This is a genomic window from Actinokineospora sp. PR83 (assembly GCF_021056305.1).
In the GTDB taxonomy this organism is placed as follows: domain Bacteria; phylum Actinomycetota; class Actinomycetes; order Mycobacteriales; family Pseudonocardiaceae; genus Actinokineospora; species Actinokineospora spheciospongiae.
In genome coordinates this window covers 1-25,503 of the sequence record NZ_JAJCXD010000131.1, presented here as the reverse complement: position 1 = coordinate 25,503, position 25,503 = coordinate 1, and the positions used below count along the sequence as shown (strand labels likewise).

Sequence of the window (25,503 nt, the reverse complement as noted above, 5' to 3'; positions counted from 1 at the left end):
GTCACCGCCGCCGCCCCGAACGCCAGCCCCAGCAGCCGCCGCGGCTCGCCCCGGCACGCCTTGCCCACCCGGGCCCCCACCCACCCGAACACCCCGTCGACGTCGGCCATGTGCGAGACCAGCAGCACCGCCGCCAGGAACAGCACCGTGTCGCCCAGTTCGGCGGTCCGCGCCCACGCCGCCCCCGGCTCGACCAGCCCCAGCGCCAGCGCGATCCCGGCCGCGGGGACCGCGGCCACCGCCTCCGACCACCCCCTCGGCCGCCCGACGGCGAACGCCAGGACCGCCGCCAGCAACCCGAAGGCCACGCAGGCCGCCACCCCACCACTGAGCACGGCGCGACGCTAACCGCCCCGCCGCCGGGCGCGGCGGTGGCCCCGGAACGGCCCGGCGCGGCGGGCGGAGCGCGGCTGGTCAGCCGGTGAGGGTGGCCGTGGTGGGGGTGGTGCGGGAGCGGCGGAGGGAGTCGGTGAACGAGATCAGCACGTCGGTCAGGGCGGCGGCGGCCAGCGGGAGGATCGTGCCCGTCTCCACGCCGCCCTCGTCCTCCGGGGTGATCATGCGGTCGGGGACGAAGTGGCCGGGCAGGACCCGGGTGGCGCCCATGGCGAACAGCAGCGGCCGGAGCACGAAGTCCAGGGCCACCAGGTGCCCCTGGGTGCCGCCGGTGGCCAGGGGCAGCACCGCGGTGCCCGCCAGCGCGCCGCTGGGCAGCAGGTCGAGCAGGGACTTCACCAGGCCGCTGTAGGCCGCCCGGTAGACCGGGCTGATCACGACCAGCCCGTCCGCGGCCTGCACCGCCGCCAAGGCCGCGCCGATCCGCGGGTCGCGGCGGTCCTCGGCGAGCAGGGCGACCGTGGGCAGGTCGCGGACCCGCACGGTGGTCACGGTGTGCCCGGCCGCCCGCAGCGCTGCCTCGGTGTGCGTGACGACGATGCCGGGCCGCGCGGTGGCGGACGGGCTGCCGGACACGATGACGATGGTCCCCACGGTGGTCTCCTCGACGAAGGTGGCTGTCAGGCGCTGGTTCGGCCGCGCGGACAGACGCCCCCGGCGAGGCGGTGGAGGTCCACGTGCCTGCGCCGGGTGAGGAGGCGGTCACCGGACATGACCGCGAGTAGAGCAGCCCCGCTGACCGGCCTCAACGCCGTCCACGGAATGGGACGTGGAGCCCGGTGGGCGGACGCCGTATCCTCGTCGTCGCGGCGAGTCGGCCGGGCGGCCGCGGCGGGTGATCCCCGTCGAGGAAAGTCCGGACTCCGCAGGGCAGGGTGATTGCTAACGGCAACCCGGGGTGACCCGCGGGAAAGTGCCACAGAGAACAGACCGCCCGGTCGGTCGGGGTGACCCGAGCGGCCGGGTAAGGGTGAAACGGTGGTGTAAGAGACCACCAGCACCCCGGGTGACCGGGGTGGCTCGGTAAACCCCACCCGGAGCAAGGCCAAGAGGGGGTCCCGCGAGGGGCCCCTGCGCAGACGCCCGAGGGCTGCCCGCCCGAGTCTGCGGGTAGGCCGCACGAGCCTGTCGGCGACGGCAGGCCCAGATGGATGGTCGCCACCGGGGCGCGAGCCCCGGTACAGGATCCGGCTTACAGGCCGGCTCGCCCGCACCGGGTTACTCCGATCGGTGGTACACCGATCGGAGTAACTCCACCTGAGAGTGACGGAAGAATGGGCTGTGACTTCCCACACTCGCTGTGAGCGCGACTCCCGCAAGCGGGTGAAACCTCATGATCGCCCGAATTTTCGGGTCCTCCGGGGGTGTCACCAGCCCTCCCCGGATGATGATGGGTGTGGTCAGATATCAGGCGCACGGCACCAGGAGGGTGGATTGAGCCTACGGAACGCTGCTCGGTAGCTACCCTTTGTAATGACAATCATGTGCCTTTCGTGCTGTACTCGACGGGCACAGCAGAGACCTGCCGCGCAGGAGCACCACGCCCCCGATCACACAACCGCTTCCGCGCACTTGGGAGATCGACATGACCACCCCCATCCTCTCCGCCCTCGTGGAACTGGCCCAGCAGGAATCGACGAAAGTCGACACCGGTGGCCTGCGCACGTGGATCCTCGACAACGTCATCCCCCTGCTGCTGCTCGTCGTCGCGCTGCTGCTGCTGTGGCTCGGCGGCGGCAAGGGCGACAACGCGGGCGTGATGAAACGCCTCGGCGGCGTGATCGTCGCCCTGGCGATCGTCGGGCTCGCGGTCACCAACGCGGGCGAGGGCATCGGTCGGTGGATCGCCGGCCTGTTCACCGGCGGCTGAGCGAAGGTTCCGGTGAACTGACGTGCGGATCCGCACCGACGACGAGGTCTACCGCGTCGACGCCGTCTGGCTCGGCCCGCCCAAGGCCACCTTCCCGTGGCGTGCCAGGTACGTGGCGTGGGGCGTGGGCACGGTCGTGTTCCTGCTTCTCCTGACGGTGCTGCGCAACCTCGGCATCAGCCTGTTCTGGTCCTTCGCCTGGGGCATGGTGGGCACCGTGGCGCTGACCATGGTCATCTGCTCCCGGATCAGCCACGAGCGCCCGCTCGGCGCCGTGCTGACCATGTGGGTGCGCGAGCTGACCGCCCCCAGGGAGACCTCCACCGGCCAGGGCGGAGCGGTCACCGCGTCCGCCGTGCGGATCCGCTCGGAGGTCCCGCGCAGGCGCGACCGGCAGCGGAGCAGGCGCGCGGCCCCCCGGGACGAACGGGTGGCGGCCCCGCGGGACGAGCGGACGACGGTCCCCTGGGGCGCCCAGGCGGCGGCCACCCGGGACGGGCGCGTGGCGGCCCCCCGGGACGGGCGGGCCGACAAGAAGCGGGAGAAGCAGAGGCGCCGCGCCGAGAAGGCCCGCGCCCGGAGCCGCGCCAAGCGCGGGAACAGGGAGGTCAGCGGTGTTCGGACGCCGTAAGGGCGAGCGGGAGGCACTCGCTCCGTACCCGGCGGGACATCCGCAGGACCGAGGACGGGGGCAGGAGCCGGGCCGCTACGAGCAGGCGCAGGCGCGCAAGCGCGGCAAGCGGCTGCCCGGCGAGAGCGGCCTGCCCAGCTACACCCCGGAGATCGCCGCCCGCTCCATCGACGGGCACCTGCTGCGCACCGGCGGCGACGTGTTCGCCTGGTACCGGCTGGGCCCGCAGCGCTGGTCGTTCCGGTCGGACTCGCAGCGCCAGGACCTCATCGCCGCCATCGCGGGCCAGTACGCGGAGCTGGCGGGCCGGTGGATGCACCTGCGCGTCACCACCCGGCCCTACCCGATCCGCATGTGGGCCGAGGCGCACGTGCACAACGCGGTGAACCGGCTGCCGGACGTGCCCGGCGCGCTCAGCTTCGACGACTACCTCGTCGGCGAGCAGCAGCAGCTCCTGGGCCGCTCCATGGCCGAGAAGGAGGTCTACCTCGGCGTGCAGGTGCAGACCCGCAACGTGGTCGACCGGGCCGTGGAGCGGGCCGCGCCGCTGCTGCGCAAGGTGTTCCCGGACGCCGTCGACGCCGAGCTGATGGCGATCGAGTCCGAGGTCGAGCACCTCGACCAGGTCGTGGGCTCCGCGGGCCTGGAGGGCCGCCCGGCCACCGCCGAGGAGATGTCCTGGCTGATGCACCGCTCGTGCTCGCTGGGGCTGCCCGCGCCGCGGAACATGCCCGCGGTGCCCGGCGCGGCCTGGGAGCCGGAGGACCTGGCCAGCTTCACCGACGCCGCCGACTTCCACCAGGACCCGTACGCGCCCACGGTCACCGTGCGCGGCCGCACCGGGTCCAACGCCGGGGTGACCCGGCACGTCACCGTGCTGACCGTCGGCATGATGCACGGCCTGACCATCCCGGAGATCGACGACCCGTGGGTGCAGCGCAGCGACCGGCTCCCGGCCTCGGTCGAGTGGTCCGCGCGCATCTACGTGCGCCGCCCCGAGGAGGTCCAGGGCGAGCTGCAGCGGCAGATGAACAAGGTCCGCTCGCAGGTCAAGCACTACACCGACGAGCACGAGCTGGAGCCGCCGCAGTCGCTGGCCCGGCAGGCGAGCCGGGTGCTGGAGATCGACGACGAGATGACCTCGGGCTTCACCGCCCTGGCCACCCGGGTCCGCTCCTGGTGGCGGCTGGCCGTCTCCGGCCCCACCGAGCGCGACTCGCTGCGGCTGGCCCAGCAGCTTCTCGACCTCTACAAGCCCAAGGTCGCCATCGAGCACCCCGAGGCGCAGTACGCGCTGGCCAGGGAGTTCATCCCCGGCGAGCCGCTGGCCTCCAGCGCCTACCTGCGCCGCGGCTCGGTGATCTGGGCGGCCTCGGCCGTGCCCACCGCCACCGCCGAGGTCGGCGACCGGCGCGGCATCCTGCTCGGCGAGACCTGCACCGCCACCCGGCGCCCGGTGGCCTGGGACCCGTGGATGGCCCAGGAGATCCGGGACGCCTCCGGCCTGACCGCCATGGTCGCCGGGCTCGGCGGCGGCAAGTCCTTCCTCGGCGGCGGCATCGTCTACAAGACGCTGCGCGCCGGGGCGCACTGGACGATCCTCGACCCGTCCGGACCGCTGGCCCGGCTCTGCGACCTGCCCGAGCTGCGGCCCTACGCGCGGCCGATCAACCTGCTCAACGCCCAGGCGGGCATCCTCAACCCGTACCGGGTGGTGGCCGAGCCCAAGCTCGACCACTTCCTCGACGACGAGGACCCCGAGCGCGCCTGGCGCCGGGAGAAGGCGCTGGCCGCCGCGACCCGCCGCCGCCTGGTCCTCGACGTGCTCTCCGGCCTGCTGCCCTACGAGGTGGCCAAGCTGCCGCAGAGCCGGATCGTGCTGCTGCGCGCGGTCCGCACCGTCGGCGGCCGGGCCGACGCCGACCCCAGCCTGGTGTTCGACGCGCTGCGCCGCGACGCCAGCGAGCACCGCGAGCACGCCATCGTGGTGGCCGACTTCCTCGACGAGATGAAGGAGCGGATGTCGCTGCTCATCCCCGAGCGCGGCGCCGACCCCTACGACGAGCAGCGCGACGACCGGATGACCGTGCTGACCATGGCGGGCCTGACCCTGCCCAAGGACGGCGTGGCCCGCGAGCACTGGACCGACGCCGAGGCGCTCGGCGTGGAGATGCTGAACCTGGCCGCCTGGCTGACCCAGCGCTCCATCTACGAGAAGCCCAAGGACATGCGCAAGGGCGTGTGGATCGACGAGGCGTTCTTCCTCTCCGAGGTCCCCACCGGCCGCGTGCTGATGAACCGCTTCGCCCGCGACTCCCGCAAGTGGAACGTGCGCGTCCTGCTGTCGAGCCAGATCCCGGCCGACTTCCTCAAGATCCAGGGCTTCGTGACGCTGCTCGACTCGGTCTTCATCGGCCGCCTCGACGACGACCAGGCCCAGGCCGACGCGCTGCGCCTGCTCAAGGTCCCGGTGGGCGCCGGGTACGAGCAGGTGGTGGCCGGTCTCGGCCGCCGCCCCGGCGGGCAGCGCGGCACCGAGCGCGACACCGCCCCCCGGCAGTTCATCTTCGGCGACGGCGCGGGCGGGGTGGAGCGCATCCGCATCGACCTGTCCGGCAACCACCTCGACCACCTGCGCGCGGTCATGGACACCACCCCGGACGGCCAGCGCGACTCCACCGCCGCCCGCGCGGCGCTGCCCGAGGCCGCGCTGCCGCACGCCCCGGAGATCCCCAGCGAGTTCGACTTCGTCGCCGTCGACGGGTCCACCATGCCCAGCGACGAGGAGTTCGAGCGGGCGGCGGAGTTCGAGCTGGGCCTCACCGAGGACGACTACCTCGACGCGGGCGCCCTGGAGGGCACCCTGGTCGTCGGCGACAACGGCACCGACGGCGACGCCGGTGACCAGGGCGGCGGCGACAAGCCGAAGAAGAAGCACGGCCGCGAGGACGCGGCGTGAGCGCGCAAGAGGGGGACAAGCCTGTCGCCGACCCGGGGCGATTGGCTATTTTGATCAAGTTTGTGCCCGGTCACCCGAGTCCGTTGGGGTTGGTGGACGCCTGATGATCACGGTCCTGGTGTTGGTCGCCCTGGCGGCGCTGGTCAAGCTGCGCGGGGTCCTCGTCTCCGGCATCCGCCGCACCGCGCACCCCGGCCGCAAGGCCGCGCTGGTGCTGGTCACCGGGATCGTCGCGTTCCAGGCGCTGCTCGGCAGCCCGGCGATGGCCCAGGACGCCAACGACTGCGTGCCCAACCCGGAGCGCCCCGGCGCCGGCATGGTCGGCGCGCTCGACCCCCCGCAGGGCAACGGCGAGGCGGGCAGCCCGTACATCACCTACGCCTACGCGGGCATGGTCTGGCACGTCTACGACGAGTCCTGCGGCGGCCTGGTGCCCGCGGGCGTCAGCGACCCCGGCGCCACCATCGACACCTGGGTCGGCAACGAGCTGTTCAACGTGGCGAAGAACATCGTCGGCGCCACGAACTCGCTGCACTACACGCTGCTCACCGGCGGTGTCCTCGGCGGGCTCAACGAGCAGATCGGCAAGGCCGCCGACGCCGTGTTCGACAACATCTACACCCAGCTGTTCAGCATCTTCATGCTGGTCCTGGCGATCCTGATGTTCCGCCAGATCTGGAAGGGCGACCTGGCCACGGTCAGCAAGCGCGCCCTGTTCGCGCTGGCGGGCATGTGGCTGGCGGCGTCCTCGGCGGTGCTGGTGAGCAACTACGACCGGGTCGACGACCTGATCGTGCGCACCACCACCGGCATCCAGGCGGGCTTCGTCGACCCGCAGGAGGACCGGGTCGTCCGGCACGTCCTGCCGACCGAGCTGCACAACAAGGTCGTCTACGAGAACTGGGCGCGCGGCGAGTTCGGCGCCCCGGACTCCCCGCAGGCGGAGAAGTACGGCCCCCGGCTGCTCGCCGCGCAGGCGTGGACCCGCGACGACGTGGTCACCGGCAAGGACGCCGACAACGCCGCCGAGCAGGCCAAGAAGGCCGACTACAAGCAGATCGCCACCGAGCTGGGCCCGGCCACCGGCTACTTCAAGGGCACCGACGGCAGCCGCACCGGCGCGGGCATCCTGGCGCTGTTCCAGTCGATCGTGTACTCGCTGTTCCAGCTCTTCGCCAAGCTGGCGGTGCTGCTGGCCCAGTTGCTGCTGCGCATCCTGGCGCTGACCGCGCCGATCATCGGCCTGGTCGCGCTCATCCACCACGACATCCTGCGCAAGGTCGGCCGGGCTGTCGGCGCGGTGGTGCTCAACGTGCTGGTGCTGGCGATGCTGGCCGGGGTGCACTTCAAGTTCCTGGAGCTGATCTTCTCCCCGGGAGCCAAGCTGTCGCTGCTGACGCAGATGCTGCTGGCCGCGGCGGTCACCCTGGTGTTCTTCCTGGTCGGGCGCCCGATGCGGCGCATGTGGCAGATGCTGGAGCTCTCCGTCGGCGCGGCCGGGGCGTCGATGCCCGCGGCCGGGTCGGGGATCTTCTCCCGCTTCCGCCGCGGCAAGCACGACGGCCCCACCCCGCAGGACGAGTTCTGGGAGACCGTCCGCGACGGCGAGGCCGCCGAGCGCGACGCGCTGGTCCCCGCTGGCGGCGGGCGCAGGCCCCGGCCCGAGGCCAGCAACCCGGTCACCGCCACCGCGCAGCGGATGGACACCCGCGCCCGGCAGGCGGCCATCGGCGGCTCGCAGCCGCTGCTGGGCCCCGCCGGCGCGGAGTCCGGCGACCTGGTCGTCAGCCCCGGCCGCGGCACCCCCGGCACCCGGGTCGTGCTCGGCGGCGGGGGCAGCCGCACCGTCGACACCGTCCCGGTCGCCGACCGCGGCTGGGACCGCGGCGAGGACTCGGTGGTCGTCCCGTCCATGGTCACCGCCGGGAACGACTTCGGACCGGTCGAGCCCGCCCCCGCGCTCACCCCGGCGCCCAAGGCCGCCGAGGTCGAGATGGTCCAGGGCAGGCCCGTGCACGTGGTCTACCGGCCCTCGCGCGGCCTGGAGGTCGCCCCCGACGGCCCGCCGCGGCGGCTGCCGCTCAACGACGGTCCGCTCGGGACCGACACGGTGGTGAGGTGACCCGTGCCGATCCGCACCAACCGCGGCCGGGCCGCGGTCTACCGCAAGCTGTGGGGCTGGCCGCTGCGCTCGCCCAAGCACCTCGCGGTGGCCGCGTTCGCCCTGGCCCTCGTGGTGGTGGCGATCGGCGCCGCGGCACCCGGGGTGATCGGCACCAGGAGCGCGCCCGGCCCGAGGAACCCGGTCGCCGCGGCCGCCTCCGCGGTCCCGTCCGGCACCCCGGCCCCGCTGCCGGGGTCCGGCGGCCCCACCGCGACCATCACCCAGACCCGCATCACCGCCCCGCCCGGCACACCCACCTCGGTGCCCCCGGCGCCGCAGGCGCTGGAGACGGCGCGCAAGTGGGTCGAGAAGTGGGTCACCCACCCGAGCGGCATCACCAACGCGGAGTGGCTCGAGGCCCTGCGCCCGTACACCACCGAGGAGTACCTGCCGGTGATGCGGTCGGTCGACCCGGCCAACGTCCCCGCGAGCAGGCTGACCGGGGAACCGAAGGCGGTGCGGTCGTTCCCGAAGTCGGTCGAGGCCGAGGTGCCCACCGACGGCGGCACGCTGAAGCTGACCGTCATCGACACCGGTGCGGGCTGGCGGGTCGCCAACTACGAGCAGCAGGAGGGCTGAGCCATGCGGGGGACGGTGATCGCGGGCACGGCCGCCGCGGCCGTGGTTGCCGTGGTCGTGGGCACCGGCGTGCTCAACACGGTCGTCAACCAGACCGAGCAGGCCGCGAACCAGGTGCGGCTGGCCTCCTGCAACGCCAGCCTGGGCCCGACCAGCACCGGCCCGGCCGGTTCCGGTGAGGGCGACGCGGCCCGGCTGACCGACGAGCAGCGCGGCACGGCGGCGCTGATCGTGTCCATCGGCAAGCAGCGCGGCCTGCCGCCGCTGGCCTGGCAGGTGGCCATCCAGGCGGGCATGACCGAGTCCGGCCTGCGCAGCCTGCGCTACGGCGACCGCGACTCCCAGGGCATCTTCCAGATGCGCCCGTCGATGGGCTGGGGCACGGTCGAGGAGGTCACCAACCCCACCTACGCGGTGAACAAGTTCTACGACGTCCTGCTGGAGGTCCCCGGCTGGGACGGCCAGCGCCCCGGCGACTCCGCCCAGGACGTGGAGCGCTCGGCCTTCCCCGACCGCTACCACCGGTGGGAGGCCATGGCGGCCCACCTGATCGGCAGCGTCGGCCAGGTCGCCAACTTCACCGGCTGCGGCCAGGGCGTCGGCGCGCTGCTGCCCGCACCCACCGCCGCCGCGGGCAACGCCATCCAGTGGGCGCTGGGGCAGCAGGGCAAGCCGTACGTGTGGGGGGCGCCGACCAACCAGCAGAACTCCTACGACTGCTCCAGCCTCATGCTCCAGTCCTACCGCGCCGCGGGCATCCAGCTTCCGCGCACGTCCCGCGAGCAGTACTACGCGGGCGCCATGCTCCCGCTGGAACAGGCCCAGCCCGGCGACCTGCTGTTCTGGGCCACCGACGAGAGCGACCCCAGGACCATCCACCACGTCGCCATGTACCTGGGCGACGGCAAGATCGTCGAGGCCCAGCAGACCGGTGTCCCGGTCCACATCCGACCGGTGAAGTTCACCGAGGGCGAGCTGGTGAACCAGGCCGTCCGCCCCGGTGTGTGAGGAGTCGACATGTACAACCCCGATCCCCGGAACCCCCTGCGCGACTACCTGGAGTCGTCGCGCAAACCCGGTGTGAGCCAGGGGTACGTGGTCCTGCCCCGCTCGCTGGCGGAGGCCATGCCCCTGCCCTGGCAGCAGCAGATGGCCCACCTGATGCACGAGTTCCACCAGGTCTACGCCCACCTGAGCTGGCCGGAGTACCGGGTCGTCCCGTCCCGCCGGGAGCGCCTGGTCGACCTGGACGAGGACCAGCTGGCCGAGGTCGGCTGCTTCGTCGAGATCGACGTCGACGGCGACCTGGTCTACCGGGAGCGCAACGGCAGGCGCATCGAGGACCCGGAGAACCAGACGGTGCTGGTCTCCTGCCTGGACCCGATCCCCGGGCAGCACCAGAACGCCAACCAGGACACCCCGCCCCGCGGCATCCCCATGCAGCAGGCCCCCGGCTGGAGCTAGGTCGTGTTCGGGAAGCCCGTGTCCGCGATAGCCGCGCCGGATGCGGCCCCTGACGGCACGGGAGGAGGACACCGATACAACCCCGGTATCGGCGCCCTCCTCCCGCACCGCCAGGAACCACCCCGATCACGACTCTCATCGAACGAGACTTCCCGAACACGACCAAGGTGGACAGCATGACAAAGGACAACAACCCCGACCCGGGCTGGTACTACAACACCAAGACCAACCAGGTGGAGCACGGCGAGGTCGGCAAGGCGATCGACCGCCTCGGCCCCTACCCCGACCGCGCGAGCGCGGAGCGGGCCCTGGAGACCGCCAGGGCGCGCACCGAGGCGGCGGACAAGGCCGACAAGAACTGGGGCTCCGAGGGCTGACCGGTGGAGGCGTCCCGGCGGTGGTGCACTCCACCGCCGGGCCCGCGACGGCGTGGCCCCGCTCACCCACAAGGGTTAGGGTTCGGGGGTGGATGAGGACTTCGCAGCCGTCCGAGCCGATTTCGCGTTGCCCGACCACTACCCGCCCGCCGCGGTGGCCGAGGCCGAGGAGGCGGTGGCGCGCGGCCCCCGGTTCGACCGGCGCGACGCCACCGGCATCCCGTTCGTCACCATCGACCCGCCCGGCGCCAAGGACCTCGACCAGGCCATGGCCCTGGAGCGCACCGCCACCGGCTACCGCGTCCACTACGCCATCGCCGACCTCGGCGCCTTCCTCGACCCCGACGGCGCCCTGGACCACGAGGCCCGGCACCGCGGCCAGACCCTGTACCTGCCCGACGGCAAGGTGCCGCTGCACCCGCCCGTCCTGTCCGAGGGCACCGCGAGCCTGCTGCCCGGGCAGGACACCGCCGCCGCGCTGTGGACCATCGACCTCGACGCCGACGGCGAACCCACCGGCGCCCACGTCGAGCGGGCGCTGGTCCGCTCCACCGCGCAGTTGGACTACGAGAGCGCCCTCGACCGCGGCCACCCCGCCATCGAGCTGCTGCCCGAGATCGGCAGGCTCCGCCGCGCGAGCGCGATCAAGCGGGGCGCGGTCGAACTCCAGCTCCCCGAGCAGGAGGTCGAACCCGACGGCGACGGCTGGCGGCTGGCGCTGCGCCCCCGCACCGAGGTCGACGCGTGGAACGCCGAGATCTCCCTGCTCACCGGCATGGCCGCGGCGGAGATGATGCTCAACGCCGGGATCGGTGTCCTGCGCACCCTCCCCGACCCCGACGACGGCGCGGTCGAGTGGTTCCGGCGGTCGGCGAAGGCCCTGGGCGTCGACTGGCCCGAGGGAGTGGGCGTCGCCGAGCTGCTCAGCGGCCTGGACCCGGCGCGGCCCGAGGCCATGGCCCTGTTCATGGACGCCACCCGGTTGCTGCGCGGCGCCGGGTACACCGTCTTCGACGGCGAACCCCCGGCCCTGACCACCCACGCCGGGGTCGCCGCCGCCTACGCGCACGTCACGGCCCCGCTGCGCAGGCTGGTGGACCGGTTCGCCACCGAGATCTGCCTGGCCACCTGCGCGGGCCAGGAGGTCCCCGACTGGGTCAAGGCCGCCCTCCCCGGGCTGCCCGCGCAGATGGAGACCTCCGACGGGCTCGCCTCCAAGGTCGACCGGGCCTGCCTCGACCAGGTCGAGGCATGGGTCCTCGGCGACCGGGTCGGCGCCGAGTTCGACGCGGTGGTGCTGCGGGCGGAGGTGACCTCGGCGGAGGTGTTCATCGCCGACCCGCCGGTGCTGGCCAAGTGCGCGGGGGAGGGGCTGCCCGAGGGGGAGACCATCCGGGTGCGCCTGACCGAGGCCGACCGGGACCGACGGCGGGTGTCGTTCGAGCGGGTCGCTACCGTCTGAGGGACAACTGCGGAGGGACGTGGACGTGACCGAGGTCAGCAAGCTCAAGGTCGGTGTGCTCGGCGGTACCGGACCGCAGGGGAAGGGCCTGGCGCTGCGCTGGGCCGCGGCGGGCATCGCCGTGGTGCTCGGCTCCCGCGCCGCCGACCGGGCCGAGTCCGCCGCCGCCGAGCTGCGCGGGCAGGCGGGCGTGGAGCACATCACCGGCCTGGACAACGCCGCCTGCGCCGCCGACGCCGACGTGGTGCTGGTCGCGGTGCCCTGGGACGGCCACCGCGACCTGCTGGTCTCGCTGCGCGACGAACTCGCCGGCAAGATCGTCATCGACTGCGTCAACCCGCTCGGCTTCGACAAGCAGGGCCCGTTCGCCCTGCCCGTCGAGGAGGGCAGCGCCGCCCAGCAGGCCGAGCAGGTCCTCCCCGACTCCCGGGTGACGGCCGCCTTCCACCACGTCTCCGCGGTCTCCCTGGCCGACCTGTCGATCACCGACCTGGACATGGACGTCCTCGTCCTCGGCGACGACCGCGAGGCCACCGACGTCGTCCGCGCCCTCGCCGACACCATCCCCGGCTTCCGCGGCGTCTACGGCGGCAGGCTCCGCAACGCCCACCAGGTCGAGGCGCTCACCGCCAACCTGATCGCCATCAACCGCCGCTACAAGGCCCACGCGGGCCTGCGCATCACCGACATCTGAGGTGCGCGACGACCTCGGCGCCCCGGTCCCGCTGACCGCCGCGCCCCGCCGGGTGGTCAGCCTGGTCCCCTCGCTCACCGAGGCCCTGGCGCCCACCGGGGCCCTGGTCGGCGCCACCGACTACTGCACCCACCCGCCGGACCTCGACGTCCGGCGGGTCGGCGGCTCCAAGTACCCGGCGGTCGCCGCGGTGCTCGACCTCGCCCCGGACCTGGTCATCGCCAACTCCGAGGAGAACCGCCCCGAGGACGTCGCCGAACTCCGCGCCGCGGGCACCCCCGTCTGGGTGACCGAGGCCCCGACCACCGTCCCCATGGCCCTGGCCTCCGCGCGGCGCCTGTTCACCGAAGCCCTGCGCGTCCCGGTCCCGGACTGGCTGCCCACCGCCGAACGGGTGTGGGCGCGGGTCACCCCGCACCGCGCCACGGCCGTCACCCCGGTCTGGCGCAAACCCTGGGTGGTCCTCGGCCGCGACACCTTCGCGGGCGACGTCCTGCACCGCCTCGGCGTCCGCAACGCCTTCGCCGAGCACCCCGACCGCTACCCGCGCCCACCGCTGGAAGACCTCAACGCGGCCCCGGCCGACCTGGTGGTCCTCCCCGACGAGCCCTACGAGTTCACCCCCACCGACGGCCCCGGCTTCTTCCCCGGCAAGACGCCGGTCCTCGTCATCGGCCGCCACCTCACCTGGTACGGCCCCTCCCTCGTCGAAGCCCGCCACCACCTGGACGAGGCCATCACCCGAGCCCTGCGCACCCCCTGAGCAGGCGCACCCCGCCAGAGCAGCCCGAATCAACCCCAGCACGCACCACTGACAAGAACGCCGCAGCCGCCCCGAGTCGTCCACACCCCCGCGTCAGCGGAACTCGTCCGTGGCCTCCCGCAGCATGTCCAGCACCCCGGGGTCCGAGGTGGCGTGCCCCGCCCCGGGCAGCACCGCCAACCGCGAGTCCGGCCACGCCTGCCGCAGCTCCCACGCCGTCACCGGCGGGCACACCACGTCGTACCGGCCCTGGATCAACCGCCCCGGGATGCCCGCCAGCTTCCCCGCCTCCGCCAAGAGCTGGTCGTCGGCCAGCCACCCCCGGTGCGCGAAGTAGTGCAGGGCGATCCGGGCGAACGCCACCGCGAACCGGGGCTCGGCGTACTGCGCGATCAACCCCGGGGCGGGCAGCAGCGAGACCGTCGAGCCCTCCCAGTTGCTCCACGCCGTGGCCGCCGCTGTGCGCGTCGCCTCGTCCGGCCCGAACACCATGTCGTGGTAGGCCACCAGCGGGTCCACCCCGGTGGGGACCAGGGACCGGAACTTCGCCCACGCCTCCGGGAACAGCGCGCCCGCCCCGCCCCGGTACAGCCAGTCCAGTTCCCGGGGCCGCAGCAGGAACACCCCGCGCAGGATGATCTCGCTGACCCGCTCCGGGAACTGCTCCGCGTAGGCCACCGCCAGCGTGCAGCCCCACGACCCGCCGAACAGCAGCCACCGCTCGACGCCCAGGTGCGCGCGCAACCGCTCCACGTCCGCCACGAGGTGCCACAGCGTGTTCGCCGACAGGTCCGCGCCCGGGTCGGCGACGTGCGGGGTGCTGCGCCCGGAGCCGCGCTGGTCGAACAGCACGATCCGGTAGGCGGTGGGGTCGAAGTGCCGCCGCTGCACCGGGTTCGTCCCGGCGCCGGGACCGCCGTGCAGCACGACCGCGGGCTTGCCCGCCGGGTTGCCGCTGACCTCCCAGTACACCCGGTGCCCGTCACCCACGTCCAGCATCCCGTGGTCGTGCGGCTCGATGGCGGGGTACAGGGCGGCAGGCATGGGGACATGCTGCCCTACCCGCCCGGGCACCGGGGCGGACAAGTCGCGAACCGGACCGCGGCCCCGGGGAACCGGGACCGCGGCACCGGGATCAGTGGAAGGCGTGCTCCGGGCCGGGGAACTCCCCGCCGCGCACGTCGGCGGCGAACCGCTCGGCGGCGCCCAGCACCACACCCGCCAGGTCCGCGTACCGCTTGACGAACCGCGGCGCCTTGGCCCGGCGCAGGCCCAGCATGTCCTGCCACACCAGCACCTGGCCGTCGCAGTCCGGCCCGGCGCCGATGCCGACGGTGGGCACGTCCAGCTCGTGCGTGACCCGCTTGGCGACCTCGGCCGGGACCATCTCCATCACCACGGCGAACGCCCCGGCCGCCTGCAGCGCCACCGCGTCGGCGACCACGGAGTCCCCGTTCTCGCCCCGGCCCTGGACGCGGTAGCCGCCCAGGTTGTGCTCGCTCTGCGGGGTGAAGCCGATGTGCCCCATGACCGGGATGCCCGCGGTGGTGATGGCCCGGACGTGCGGGGCGAACGCCGCGCCGCCCTCCAGCTTCACCGCGTGCGCGCCGCCCTCCTTCATGAACCGCACCGCCGTGGCCACCGCCTGCTCCACGGAGACCTGGTAGGAGCCGAACGGCAGGTCGGCGACCACCAGCGCCCGCTTCGCCGACCGGGTGACCGCCCGCACCAGGGGGATCAGCTCGTCGACGGTGACCGGCAGGGAGGTCTCGTACCCGTAGACGTTGTTGGCGGCCGAGTCGCCGACGAGCAGGACGGGGATGCCCGCCTCGTCGAACAGCTCGGCGGTGTACATGTCGTAGGCGGTGAGCATGGGCCACGGCTCGCCGCGCTGCTTGAGCTCCCGCAGGTGGTGGATCCGGACCCGCTTCGCGGGCTGTGCCCCTCGCGGTGCGGTGCCGGTCCCGTACGGGGCCGCGACCTCAGTGTTCTCGGACATCGCTGTCGACCGTCCTTCCCTCGTGGCCTGCTTCGGCGCAGGTCCCCGGGTTCGCGCGGATGGCATTACCCGCTCAGGGTGACACCGCGCCCCCCGGCTGACGAGTGCGTGTCGCCCACCTCACAGCGGGTGCGCGCCGCCGCGGCGGTGAAACACGCGCGAGGTCCTCGTCGATTCCCGGTCGTGATCACCTGGGGAGGCGGACCGGACGGTCTGCGCGCGCGTTTCGCCGAGCGGGTCTCGGCCGGGCTGTACCGCGAGGTCGTGGCCGGTGCGCCGACCCGCCCGCACCGCACGGTCGCGGCGTGGTCGGCGGCGGCGGTGGCGGGGCTGGTGCACCTGTTCACGCTGGCCTTGGCCGTGTCGGCGGTGGCCCTGGTCGCGGTGCGCGGGATCGGTGTCTTCCAGGTCGCCACCGCGGCGGTCCTGCTCGGCCTCGCCGTCCTCATGCGACCCCGGCTGGGCCGGGTCCCACCGCTGGCGCACGTCCTGGACCGCGAGTCCGCGCCGACCCTGTTCGCGGCCACCGACCAAGTGGCCGAGGCCCTCGGCGGTCGCCCGGTGTGGCGGATCGTGCTCACCGCGGACTTCAACGCCGGGTACACGGCGGTCGGCCCCCTCCGGCGGCCGGTGCTGCTGCTCGGCCACCCGCTGTGGAACCTGCTGGACCAGGGGGAGCGGCTGGCCCTGCTCGGCCACGAACTCGCCCACGGCGTCAACGGCGACACCCGGCGCGGCCTGCTCGTCGGCTCCTCCGTGGGCAGCCTGCGCGAACTGCACGGCGCCATGCGGGTGAGCCCCGACGACATGGGTCCGGTGCTGGGGTTCCTGTCCGCGCTGGTCCTGTCGGTCGTGTCGCTGCCGGTCCTGGGGGTGCTGGCGGTGCAGGAACGCCTGCTCGCGCGCTCGGGGCAACGCGCGGAGTACTACGCCGACGACCTCTCCGCCCGGCTGGCGGGCACCCGGGCGGTGACGTCGCTGCTGGCCAAGGTCGAACTCGGTGAACCTGCTGTCGACGCGCTGCGGACGGCTCTCAACCGGGGGGAGTCGGACATCTGGGCCGCTCAGCGTGCTTGGTTGGCTGCTCGGCCTGCTGCTGAGGTGCTGGAGGGGCCGCATCGGGTTGACGCGACCCATCCGCCCACGTTCCTGCGGATCAGTGCTCTTGGCGAGCGGCCGTGTCGTGAGCCTGCGCTGGTGCTGGCGGGGGACCTCGACGCGGAGATCAGGCCGTTGCTCAAGCGGTTGGCGGATGACCTTCGCGGTTGAGTTTCGCGCTGGTGCTCGGCGATCCGTCTCGCTGGGACTCCGCCGTGTGCTGTCGGCTCAAGGGCCGGTCGTTTGGTGGTGGTGCCCGGGTGGGTGGATCCGCTTGGGCGGGGCCCCTACAGCGATCATGCGCCCAGTGTGACCGAGTGGGGCGAAAAGATGCCCCACAGCCCAAGCAGGCTTGCACATGATCGCTACCCCCACCCAAGCACATCCACCCACCCGGGCATTGGCGTAGCCGGGCCGGCGGTTTTCGGGGTGGTCGCCGGCTGCGCAGGGTGGGGTTCGGCGTGGCCGGCCGCCGGGCCGGCGGTTGGTGGGGTGGCTGATTTCGTTGCGCAGGTGGGGTTTGGGGTGGCCTGCGCTGTGGCTCACGGTTGGGGGGCGACCGGCCTGCCCTCGCGGAAGGCGTTGGTGATGGGGAGGCGGCGGTCGCGGCCGAAGGCCTTGAAGCTGATCTTGGTGCCCGGCGGGTACTGGCGCCGCTTGTACTCGGCGCGGTCGACCAGGCGCAGGACCTTGTCGATCAGGGGTGGTTCGAAGCCCGCGGCCACCAGGTCGTCGTAGCCGCTGTCGCCCTCGACGTAGTCGTCCAGGACGGCGTCGAGGAGGTCGTAGTCCGGGAGGGAGTCGCTGTCGACCTGGCCGGGGCGCAGTTCGGCGGAGGGGGGCTTGCTGATCGAGTTCTCCGGGATGGGCGGGGTCTCGCCGCGCTTCTCCGCCTCGGCGTTGCGCCAGCGGGCCAGGGCCCACACCAGGGTCTTCGGGACGTCCTTGATCGGGGCGAACCCGCCCACGGCGTCGCCGTAGATGGTGGAGTAGCCGACCGCCAGTTCGGTCTTGTTGCCGGTGGCGAGGACCAGGTGGCCGTGCTCGTTCGACAGGCCCATCAGGGTGACGCCCCGGCAGCGGGCCTGCACGTTCTCCTCGGCCAACCCGGTCAGCCCTAGCTGGTCGACGAACGCGGCGACCATCGGTTCGATCGCCTGCACCTGGTAGTGCAGGCCGATCCGCTCCGCCAGGTCCGCCGCGTCGGACTTCGAGTGGTCCGAGGAGTACACCGACGGCATCGACACCCCGTACACCGAGGCCGCGCCCACCGCGTCGGCCGACAGGGCGGCCACCACGGCGGAGTCGATGCCCCCGGACAGGCCCAGCACCACCGACCGGAAGCCGTTCTTGCGGACGTAGTCGCGCAGCCCGGTGACCAGGGCGGCCCACACCTCCGCCTCCTCGGGCAGCGGCTCGGCGACCCCGGGCGCGGGCAGCGGCTCGTACGCCGGGACCGGCTCGGTGGACAGCACCACCCGCCGCACGGTGAAGTCGTCGACGGTGTCCCGGTCCACCCTGGCCGCGTTCCCGGGCAGGTCCAGGTCCACGACGGACAGGTGCTCGACGAACTGCGGTGCCCGCGTCACCAGGTTCCCCCGGACGTCGACCACCATCGAGTCCCCGTCGAACACCAGGTCGTCCTGCCCGCCGACCTGGTTGACGTACACCAGCGGGGCGTCGGCCTCCGCCGCCCGCCGGGCCACCAGCGGCAGCCGGGCGTCGTCCTTGGCCCGCTCGTACGGGGAGGCGTTCGGCGACACCACCAGGTCCACCCCGGCCTGCCCGAGGGCGGAGATCGGGCCGCCCTCCTGCCAGATGTCCTCGCAGATGACCATGCCCACCTCCAGCCCGCGCACCCGCACGATCTCCAGCGCGTGCCCGGACCGGAAGTACCGCCGCTCGTCGAACACCCCGTAGTTGGGCAGGTGGTGCTTGAACTGCTTCGCCACGACCTCGCCCCGGTGCAGGACGGCGGCGGCGTTGCGCGGCCCCACCTCGTCGAGGTCCAGGTAGCCCACGAACGCCGCGACGTCCCCGCACCCGGCGTCGGCCAGCTCCACCGCCAGGTCGGTCAGCGCCTTCTTGGACGCGGCGGCGAAGGACTTGCGCAGCGCCAGGTCCTCCACCGGGTACCCGGTCAGCACCATCTCCGGGAAGACGACGAGGTGCGCCCCCGCCTCGGCGGCCTTGCGGGTCCACTCGACGACGGTGGCTGAGTTCCCCGCCAGGTCCCCCACGGTGGGGTTGACCTGCGCGAGCGCGATGCGGAGCTGCGGCATGGGGTCATCCTCCATCATGTTTTCGCCCCACAGGCGAAAATGTGACCGGCATCAGTGGCGCCCCGATGATGGCACGCCCGCGCGGCCGCGACCCGACCAGCCGAGCCGGACCACTGAGGACGGTCCCCAGTGGTCTCCCCGGCGCTACCGGCCCGTCTTGACCTTGCGGATCGAGGCGCGCACGCGTTGCAGGGCCTGCTCGGCCTCGGAGTCGAACGGGTTGTCGTGGACCATGTACGTCCACGTGGAGGTGGGGCGCGACAGGCCCGCCGCGGCCAGGTCGGCGCCGTCCTCGGTGATCGACACCGACTCCAGGGACTCCGCGGCGAGGGTGCTGATCTCCTTCATGATGCCGCGGAACTCGCCGATGGCGACCCGGTGGAACTCGTCGATCGGGGTCTCGCGGGCCAGGGCGCGCAGGTGGATCGTCTCGCGGACGTCGCCGAGGAACGCCAGGTGCTGCGACCAGCGCTGGTCGAGGTGGTGCAGGGTGATCTGCCGGGCCACCTTCTCCATGACCTCCGCGGTGTGCTCCTCGACGAGTTCCGCCCACCGGTCCGGGGCCTGCTCGGCCAGCTGCTTGGCGGCCAGGTCGGTGCGCAGCACGTCGTCGCGGTAGGCCAGGACCAGGCCGCGCTGGCGCTCGACCAGGCGGGTGTAGCGCCAGGTGTTGCGGTGGATGTCGAGGTTGACGCCCTCGGCGACCTTCTGCGCGTGCTCGATGAACCGCGCCGACGTCGAGTCCTCCAGCCGCCCGTCGTCGTCCGGCTCCGAGCCCGCGGTGGCCTCCGGGGCGAACTGGACGACCAGCTCGTCGGCCAGGCTGCAGTAGACGACCGACCCGCCCGGGTCGCCCTGGCGGCCGGAGCGGCCGCGGAGCTGGTTGTCGAGCCTGCTGCTGCCGTAGTGCCCGCAGCTCATCACGTACAGCCCGCCCAGCTCGGCCACCTTGTCGTGGTCGGCCTCCGAACCCCCCGCGCCGCCCAAGCGGATGTCGGTGCCGCGACCGGCCATCTGCGTGGACACCGTCACCGCCGCGTGCGCGCCCGCGTCGGCGACGATCGCGGCCTCCTCGGCGTCGTTCTTGGCGTTGAGCACGACCGCGGTCACCCCCGCCTCGGCCAGCAGGGAGGCGATCCGCTCGGACTCGGCCACGTCCAGGGTGCCGACCAGGATGGGGCGACCGGTCTCGTGCGTCTCGACGATCTCCGCGATCAGCGCCGCCTCCTTCTGCTCGACGGTGGCGAACACCCGGTCGGGGGCGTCGACGCGCACGCACGGCTTGTTCGGCGGGATCACCGACACCTTGAGGTCGTAGAACTCGCGCAACTGCTCGGCCACCGCCTGCGCCGTGCCGGTCATCCCGCACACCCGCCGGTAGCGGCCGATGAGGCCCTGCACCGAGATCGAGTCCAGCACCTCGCCGCTCTCGGTCGGCTTGAGCCGCTCCTTGGCCTCCACCGCGGCCTGCAACCCGTCCGGCCAGCGCTGCAGCAGGGCGATCCGGCCCCGGGAGGTGTTGATCAGGTGGACCTTGCCGTCGCGGACGATGTAGTCGACGTCGCGGGTGAGCAGGGCTTGGGCGTGCAGGGCGGCGTTGACCGCGGCGAGGCGGTCGCTGTGGTCGCCGGAGTACAGGTCGATGTCGCCGAGGGCCTTCTCCACGAGCTTCGCGCCGCGGCTGGTCAGCCAGGCGTTGCGGTTGTCCTCGTCGCGCTCGTAGTGCTGGCCGGGGCGCAGCGTGCGCACGATCGCGGCCACCTCGGGGTCGGCCTGGGCGTCGTCGGTGGAACCGGCCATGACCAGCGGCACCCTGGCCTCGTCGACCAGCACCGAGTCGGCCTCGTCGATCAGCGCCACGTCCGGTTCGCGGTGCACCAGGTCCGCCACGGAGGTGCACAGGCGGTCGCGCAGCACGTCGAAGCCGATCTCGCTGACCGCCCCGTAGGTGACGTCGCAGGCGTAGGCGGCGCGGCGCTCCTCCGGGGAGGACTCCTGGTCCACCCAGCCCACGGACACCCCGAGCAGCTCGTACACCGGCCGCATCCACTCCGCGTCGCGCCGGGCCAGGTAGTCGTTGACCGACATGACGTGCACCGACCGGCCCTGCACGGCGTACCCGGCGGCGGCCAGCGCACCCGCGAGCGTCTTGCCCTCACCGGTGCCCATCTCCACGACCCGGCCCTGCAGCAGCTCCAGCGCGCCGACGAGCTGCATGTCGTAGGGGCGCTGCTCCAGCGCCCGCCGCGCCGCCTCGCGGCCCAGCACGCACAGCTCGACCTGGGCCTGCTGGTCCAGCGCCTTGCGCTCCCGCAGCGCGGTGGCCGCGGCGGTCAGCTCCTCGTCGGACAGGTCGGCGACCTTCTCCTCCCGCCACTGCACCGAGGTCAGCAGGTCCTTGTACTTCTTCAGGTCGACCGTCGACGGCCGCTCCAGCAGTCGCTGGAACCCGCTCTTGACCCGTGTCAGAAACGCAGCCACGACTCCGGCCACCCCTTCGCTCCGCCGAACAACCCGCTCGAACAGTGACGCAATTCTCGACCCTGCCACCTAACGGTGGACCACGGCAGGTGAGTTCCGCGTCCGGGTGGCAGGATCGGGCGGGTGCGCAGCCCGACGATGGCCCTGATCGGTACCGCCCTGTCGACCCTGGTGCTCGCCGCCTGCACGTCGAACCCCGGTGCGCCCGTCCAGGAGACCGAGCGTAAAGGCCCGACCGGCGCCGTGCCCGACGGGCTTTCCGCCTTCTACGGTCAAGCGCTGACCTGGGAGGACTGCGCCGACTACGCCAAAACGGACAACGACAAAGAGCAGTTGGGCAAAAAGGGCCTGCGGTGCGCGCACCTGACCGTGCCGCTGGACTACGGCAAGCCCGACGGCGACACGATCACGATCGGCGTCCTGCGCAAAACCGCCACCGAACCCGACCGGCGGATCGGTTCGCTCGTGGTGAACCCGGGCGGGCCGGGCGCGGCGGGCCTGTCGGCGGCGGCCCGGCTCTCCGAGGTCGGCGAGCTGAACAAGCGCTTCGACTTCGTCGGCTTCGACCCGCGCGGCGTCGGCTCCAGCGAACCCACGGTCAGCTGCCTGACCGACCGGGAGCGCGACGCCGAGCGCGCCGAGGACGACGAACTGGACACCTCGCCCGCCGGGGTCGCCAGGCAGGACGCGGAGCAGAAGGAGTTCGCCGCGAAGTGCGCCGAGCGCACCGGCAAGGGCGCGGCGATGCTGGCCAACGTCGGCACCCGCGACGTCGCCCGCGACATCGACGTCCTGCGCTCCGCCCTCGGCGACGAGAAGCTGACCTACCTGGGCTACTCCTACGGCACCCGCATCGGCACGGTCTACGCCGAGAGCTTCCCGCGCAACGTCCGGGCCATGGTCCTCGACGGCGCCCTCGACCCGGAGCAGGACGCGGTCAGCGAACTCGTCGCCCAGGGCGAGGGCTTCCAGAAGGCCTTCACCGACTTCGTCGCCTGGTGCGTGCAGCGCCAGGACTGCTCCCTCGGCCGCGACGCCAAGCAGGCCCAGACCAACTTCCAGCAGCTGATCCGCCCCCTCGGCACCCGCCCGGTCGACCTGGCCGACGGCCGCAAGCTCTCCTACGGCGACGCCACCACCGGGGTCGTCCAGGCCCTGTACTCCGAGCAGTTGTGGGAGCCGCTCAACACCGGCCTCAACGAGGTCAAGCAGAACAAGGGCCGCATCCTGATGCTGCTCGCCGACTCCTACGAGGAACGCGGCAAAGACGGCCGCTACTCGACCACCCAGGACGCGTTCACCGCCGTCCGCTGTGTGGACGACCCCCGGGTGACCGACCCGAACGTCATCCTGGAGGCCCAGCGCCGCTACAAGGCCGCCGCCCCCTTCCTCGACGACGGCAACCCGCCCACGGCCTCCCTCGACGCCTGCGCCTACTGGCCGGTCCCCAACACCGGCGAACCGCACCTGCCCCGGGTCGAGGGCATCCCGCCGATCCTGGTCGTCTCCACCACCGGCGACCCGGCCACCCCGTACGAGGCGGGCGTCAACCTCGCCAAGGCCCTCGGCGGCGGCCTCCTCACCTACGAGGCCACCCAGCACACCGCCTTCCTCCAGGGCGTCGCCTGCGTGGACGACGCGGGCTCGGCCTACCTGACCGACCTGGTGCTGCCCGAGGAGGGCAAGCGCTGCTCCGGCTGACCGCCCGGTGTGACCTTCCCGTCTGTCACACCGGGCGGGTCGAGAGCGAAGTGCTGGTCATGCCAGTCGTTCCCCGGTCCGCCGTGCGCGGGCCCGCCCCGACCGGGGGCCACCCCGCTCCGGTGCGCCGCCTGCTCCCGGTCGTGCTCGCGCTGCTGCTCACCGGCGCCTGCACCACGACCGTCCCCGGAACCGCCGTGCCGGGGAGCGTGGAACAGCGCGGCCCGGTGGGGCCCGTCCCGGCCGGGCTCGACCGCTTCTACGCCCAACCGCTGACCTGGCGCGACTGCCGCCCGTTCGGCACGAACGACGTCGCCAGGGGCGTGTTCGGCAAGCGCACCCTCCAGTGCGCGACGCTGACCGTGCCGCTGGACTACGCCCAGCCGCAGGGGCGGGCGGTCGAACTGGGCGTGCTGCGCAGGCAGGCCGCCAGACCCGACCAGCGGATCGGGGCGCTGGTGCTCAACCCCGGCGGCCCCGGCGCCTCGGGCATGGAGGCCGCCGCGGGCCTGGGTGCCCGCAACAAGGGCGCCGAGGTCACCGACCGGTTCGACCTGGTCGGGTTCGACCCGCGCGGGGTCGGGGCCAGCGGCCCCGACGTCGTCTGCCTGACCGCCGCGGAGACCGACGCCCTGCGGTCGGCGCCACCGGTGACCGACGTGGCCGAGTACGAGGCGCGGTCGCGGGACTACGCGGCCAAGTGCGCCGAGCGCAGCGGCGGTGCCGAGGTCTTGGGCAACATCGGCACCCGCGAGGTCGCCAGGGACATGGACGTCCTGCGGTCCGCGCTCGGCGAACCGAAGCTGACCTACGTCGGCTACTCCTACGGCACCCGCCTGGGCACCGCGTACGCGGAGGCGTTCCCCGGCAACGTCCGGGCGATGGTCCTCGACGGCGCCGTGGACCCCGAGCGCGGCGTGGTCGACCAGGTCATCGGCCAGTACCAGGGCTTCGACCAGGCCCTGGACGCGTTCCTGATCTGGTGCCGGGACACGGGCACCTGCACCGTGCGGGACCGCAAGACCCTGATGGCCCTCGTCGAGCGCGTCCAGGCGTCCCCGGTGACGGTGGGCGACCGGCGGATCACCGGCCTGGACGCCACCCGGGCCATCACCGCCAGCCTCTACTCCCCACTGACCTGGCAACCCCTCAGCGACGCCATCGACGCCCTGGACGCGGGCGACGGCGCCGCCCTGCTGGAGATCGCCGACAGCAACTACGGCCGCCAACCCGACGGCGACTACAGCGGCGCCACCGACGCCCTGACCGCCGTCCGCTGCGTGGACGACGAGCGCGTCACCGACCGCGCCGCCCTCCTCCCGGCGGTCGAGGGAACCAAGGGCACCTTCCTCGCTGCCGCCCAACCCGTCCTCCCCGCCCTCGACCCCTGCGCGTTCTGGCCCGCCCCCGCCACCGCAGCCCCCCACAAACCCCGGGTCGACGGCATCCCACCCCTCCTGGTCATCTCCACCAGCGGCGACCCCGCCACCCCGTACCTGGCCGGGGTCAACCTCGCCGAAGACCTCAGGGCGACGCTGCTGACGTTCTCCGCCACCCAGCACACGGTGTTCCTGCAGGGCAACACGTGCGTCGACACCATCGGAGCGGCATACCTGGTCAACGGCACCCTTCCCGCCCCGGGCACCACCTGCACCCCCTGACCCACCCCCCGACCGGGCCTGGAGTGAGACCAGTCCTCACAGCCACCCACAAACCGCCGACCCGGCCAAGCAGATGGTCGGGTGGGTGGTTTGTGGGTGGCCAGCCGACCGCCCCACCAACCGCTGACCCGGCTAACAGCCACCGCGAACTCCAACGGCGCAGCGACAACCGGCCACCCCGCCAACCGTCGGCCCGGCTAACAGCCACCACGAACCCCATCGGCGCAGCCGCCAACCGGCCCCCCTCGCAACGGGCGGCCCGGCAACCGACTGCCCGGATGGGTGGATGTGTTTGGCCGGGGGTGGCGATCATGTGCAAGCCTGCTTGGGCTGTGGGGCATCTCTTCAGCCCCACTCGGTCACACTGGGCGCATGATCGCCGTAGAGGCCCCGGCCAAGCGCATCCACCCAGCCAGGCACCACCACAATCCCGGCTCGCCCGACAACGCTTAGCTGTCGGGCGTCCGCTGGAAGACGTGCACCTCGGCCCGGTCGACGTACCCGAGGCGCCGGTACCAGCGCCGGGGCCACCCGGTGGCCTCGGCGATCAGGTAGCGCACGTCGTCGTCGGCCGAGCGGTGCAGCGCCTCGGCGACCAGGGCCCGCCCGTACCCGCGCCCCCGGCTGTCCGGCAGGGTGATCAGGTTCTCGAACTGCGCCACCCCGTCCCGCCGGTACAGCTCACCCCGGGCCAGCACCCGCCCACCGCGCCCGCGCACCGCCAGGAAGGTCACCTCGGCCCCGCGCTCGTAGAGCCGCACCCGGTCGGCCAACTGCTCGATCTCGTGGTCCGGGTCGTCGGGGAAGTCGGCCCGCCAGTCCCGGATCAGCCACGGCCGCAGGTCCTCGAAGTCGACCGCCTCGACCAGCGCGCGGTCCCCCTCGGGCAGCGGGCCGTCGTGCACCATGGTCACGATCCGCT

The 25,503-nt window shown here is 73.0% G+C and carries 20 protein-coding genes, 1 other RNA gene and 1 pseudogene; 15 read left to right on the top strand and 7 right to left on the bottom strand.

What is annotated here, in order from left to right; genetic code table 11:
* A pseudogene (locus L6E12_RS33130) lies at positions 1–335 on the bottom strand (arsenic transporter); the annotation flags it as partial.
* 79 nt (positions 336–414) lie between these two features.
* The gene (locus L6E12_RS33125; protein ID WP_308075426.1) at positions 415–990 is read right to left on the bottom strand and encodes an NAD(P)H-dependent oxidoreductase; all 576 of its coding nucleotides are present in this window, start codon (positions 988–990) and stop codon (positions 415–417) included.
* A 216-nt stretch (positions 991–1,206) separates the two neighbouring features.
* Here L6E12_RS33125 and rnpB point away from each other — a divergent pair.
* The 12 genes from rnpB (at position 1,207) to L6E12_RS33065 (ending at position 13,359) form a co-directional block, all read left to right on the top strand.
* Positions 1,207–1,607: RNase P RNA component class A (gene rnpB / locus L6E12_RS33120), an RNA gene on the top strand.
* A gap of 374 nt (positions 1,608–1,981) precedes the next feature.
* The gene (locus tag L6E12_RS33115) at positions 1,982–2,266 is read left to right on the top strand and encodes a hypothetical protein (RefSeq protein ID WP_236231862.1); all 285 of its coding nucleotides are present in this window, start codon (positions 1,982–1,984) and stop codon (positions 2,264–2,266) included.
* Between the two features lie 22 nt (positions 2,267–2,288).
* Positions 2,289–2,897 carry a hypothetical protein gene (locus L6E12_RS35840; protein WP_374201989.1) on the top strand — a complete coding sequence of 203 codons (609 nt, stop codon included), beginning with the start codon at positions 2,289–2,291 and terminating at the stop codon, positions 2,895–2,897.
* Positions 2,881–5,856, top strand: coding sequence for an ATP-binding protein (locus L6E12_RS33105; protein WP_374201988.1), 2,976 nt, complete (start codon positions 2,881–2,883; stop codon positions 5,854–5,856). The genes L6E12_RS35840 and L6E12_RS33105 overlap by 17 nt, the downstream gene beginning before the upstream one ends.
* Before the next feature lie 103 nt (positions 5,857–5,959).
* A complete protein-coding gene (locus L6E12_RS33100; RefSeq protein ID WP_236231861.1) occupies positions 5,960–7,978 on the top strand; it encodes a magnesium transporter in 2,019 nt (672 codons plus the stop codon).
* 3 nt (positions 7,979–7,981) lie between these two features.
* Positions 7,982–8,599, top strand: a complete 618-nt coding sequence (locus L6E12_RS33095; protein WP_236231860.1) for a hypothetical protein — start codon at positions 7,982–7,984, stop codon at positions 8,597–8,599.
* 3 nt (positions 8,600–8,602) lie between these two features.
* On the top strand, positions 8,603–9,607 hold the full coding sequence (locus tag L6E12_RS33090) for a C40 family peptidase (protein ID WP_236231859.1): 1,005 nt from the start codon (positions 8,603–8,605) through the stop codon (positions 9,605–9,607).
* A gap of 9 nt (positions 9,608–9,616) precedes the next feature.
* Positions 9,617–10,063: a hypothetical protein gene (locus L6E12_RS33085; protein ID WP_035278831.1), complete on the top strand. Its 447-nt coding sequence runs from the start codon at positions 9,617–9,619 to the stop codon at positions 10,061–10,063.
* Positions 10,064–10,239: 176 nt separating this feature from the next.
* Positions 10,240–10,440, top strand: a complete 201-nt coding sequence (locus L6E12_RS33080; protein WP_236231858.1) for a hypothetical protein — start codon at positions 10,240–10,242, stop codon at positions 10,438–10,440.
* A gap of 88 nt (positions 10,441–10,528) precedes the next feature.
* The gene (locus tag L6E12_RS33075; RefSeq protein WP_236231857.1) at positions 10,529–11,902 is read left to right on the top strand and encodes an RNB domain-containing ribonuclease; all 1,374 of its coding nucleotides are present in this window, start codon (positions 10,529–10,531) and stop codon (positions 11,900–11,902) included.
* Between the two features lie 25 nt (positions 11,903–11,927).
* Positions 11,928–12,596, top strand: a complete 669-nt coding sequence (gene npdG, locus L6E12_RS33070) for an NADPH-dependent F420 reductase (RefSeq protein ID WP_236231856.1) — start codon at positions 11,928–11,930, stop codon at positions 12,594–12,596.
* Between the two features lies 1 nt (position 12,597).
* Complete coding sequence (locus L6E12_RS33065) at positions 12,598–13,359, top strand: helical backbone metal receptor (protein WP_236231855.1); 762 nt, start codon at positions 12,598–12,600, stop codon at positions 13,357–13,359.
* 93 nt (positions 13,360–13,452) lie between these two features.
* Here the strand turns inward: L6E12_RS33065 and pip are convergent, their stop codons facing one another.
* Positions 13,453–14,403, bottom strand: a complete 951-nt coding sequence (gene pip, locus L6E12_RS33060; protein WP_236231854.1) for a prolyl aminopeptidase — start codon at positions 14,401–14,403, stop codon at positions 13,453–13,455.
* A 91-nt stretch (positions 14,404–14,494) separates the two neighbouring features.
* Positions 14,495–15,358: a 3-methyl-2-oxobutanoate hydroxymethyltransferase gene (gene panB / locus L6E12_RS33055; RefSeq protein ID WP_236231853.1), complete on the bottom strand. Its 864-nt coding sequence runs from the start codon at positions 15,356–15,358 to the stop codon at positions 14,495–14,497.
* Positions 15,359–15,541: 183 nt separating this feature from the next.
* Between panB and L6E12_RS33050 the strand changes: the two genes are divergently transcribed.
* Positions 15,542–16,627: a M48 family metallopeptidase gene (locus L6E12_RS33050; RefSeq protein ID WP_236231852.1), complete on the top strand. Its 1,086-nt coding sequence runs from the start codon at positions 15,542–15,544 to the stop codon at positions 16,625–16,627.
* Between the two features lie 371 nt (positions 16,628–16,998).
* Here L6E12_RS33050 and L6E12_RS33045 read toward each other — a convergent pair whose 3' ends face one another.
* Both L6E12_RS33045 and secA2 read right to left on the bottom strand, forming a co-directional pair.
* Positions 16,999–18,738, bottom strand: coding sequence for an NAD+ synthase (locus L6E12_RS33045; RefSeq protein ID WP_236231851.1), 1,740 nt, complete (start codon positions 18,736–18,738; stop codon positions 16,999–17,001).
* Between the two features lie 144 nt (positions 18,739–18,882).
* Positions 18,883–21,219, bottom strand: coding sequence for an accessory Sec system translocase SecA2 (gene secA2, locus L6E12_RS33040; protein ID WP_236231850.1), 2,337 nt, complete (start codon positions 21,217–21,219; stop codon positions 18,883–18,885).
* Positions 21,220–21,357: 138 nt separating this feature from the next.
* Here secA2 and L6E12_RS33035 point away from each other — a divergent pair, with 138 nt between their 5' ends.
* Both L6E12_RS33035 and L6E12_RS33030 read left to right on the top strand, forming a co-directional pair.
* A complete protein-coding gene (locus tag L6E12_RS33035; protein WP_236231866.1) occupies positions 21,358–22,920 on the top strand; it encodes an alpha/beta hydrolase in 1,563 nt (520 codons plus the stop codon).
* Positions 22,921–22,979: 59 nt separating this feature from the next.
* Entirely contained in the window at positions 22,980–24,581 is a 1,602-nt protein-coding gene (locus L6E12_RS33030) for an alpha/beta hydrolase (protein ID WP_236231849.1), read from the top strand.
* Positions 24,582–25,030: 449 nt separating this feature from the next.
* Here L6E12_RS33030 and L6E12_RS33025 read toward each other — a convergent pair.
* Positions 25,031–25,503, bottom strand: a 473-nt coding sequence (locus L6E12_RS33025) for a GNAT family N-acetyltransferase (RefSeq protein WP_236231848.1), incomplete at its 5' end; no start/stop codon positions are given.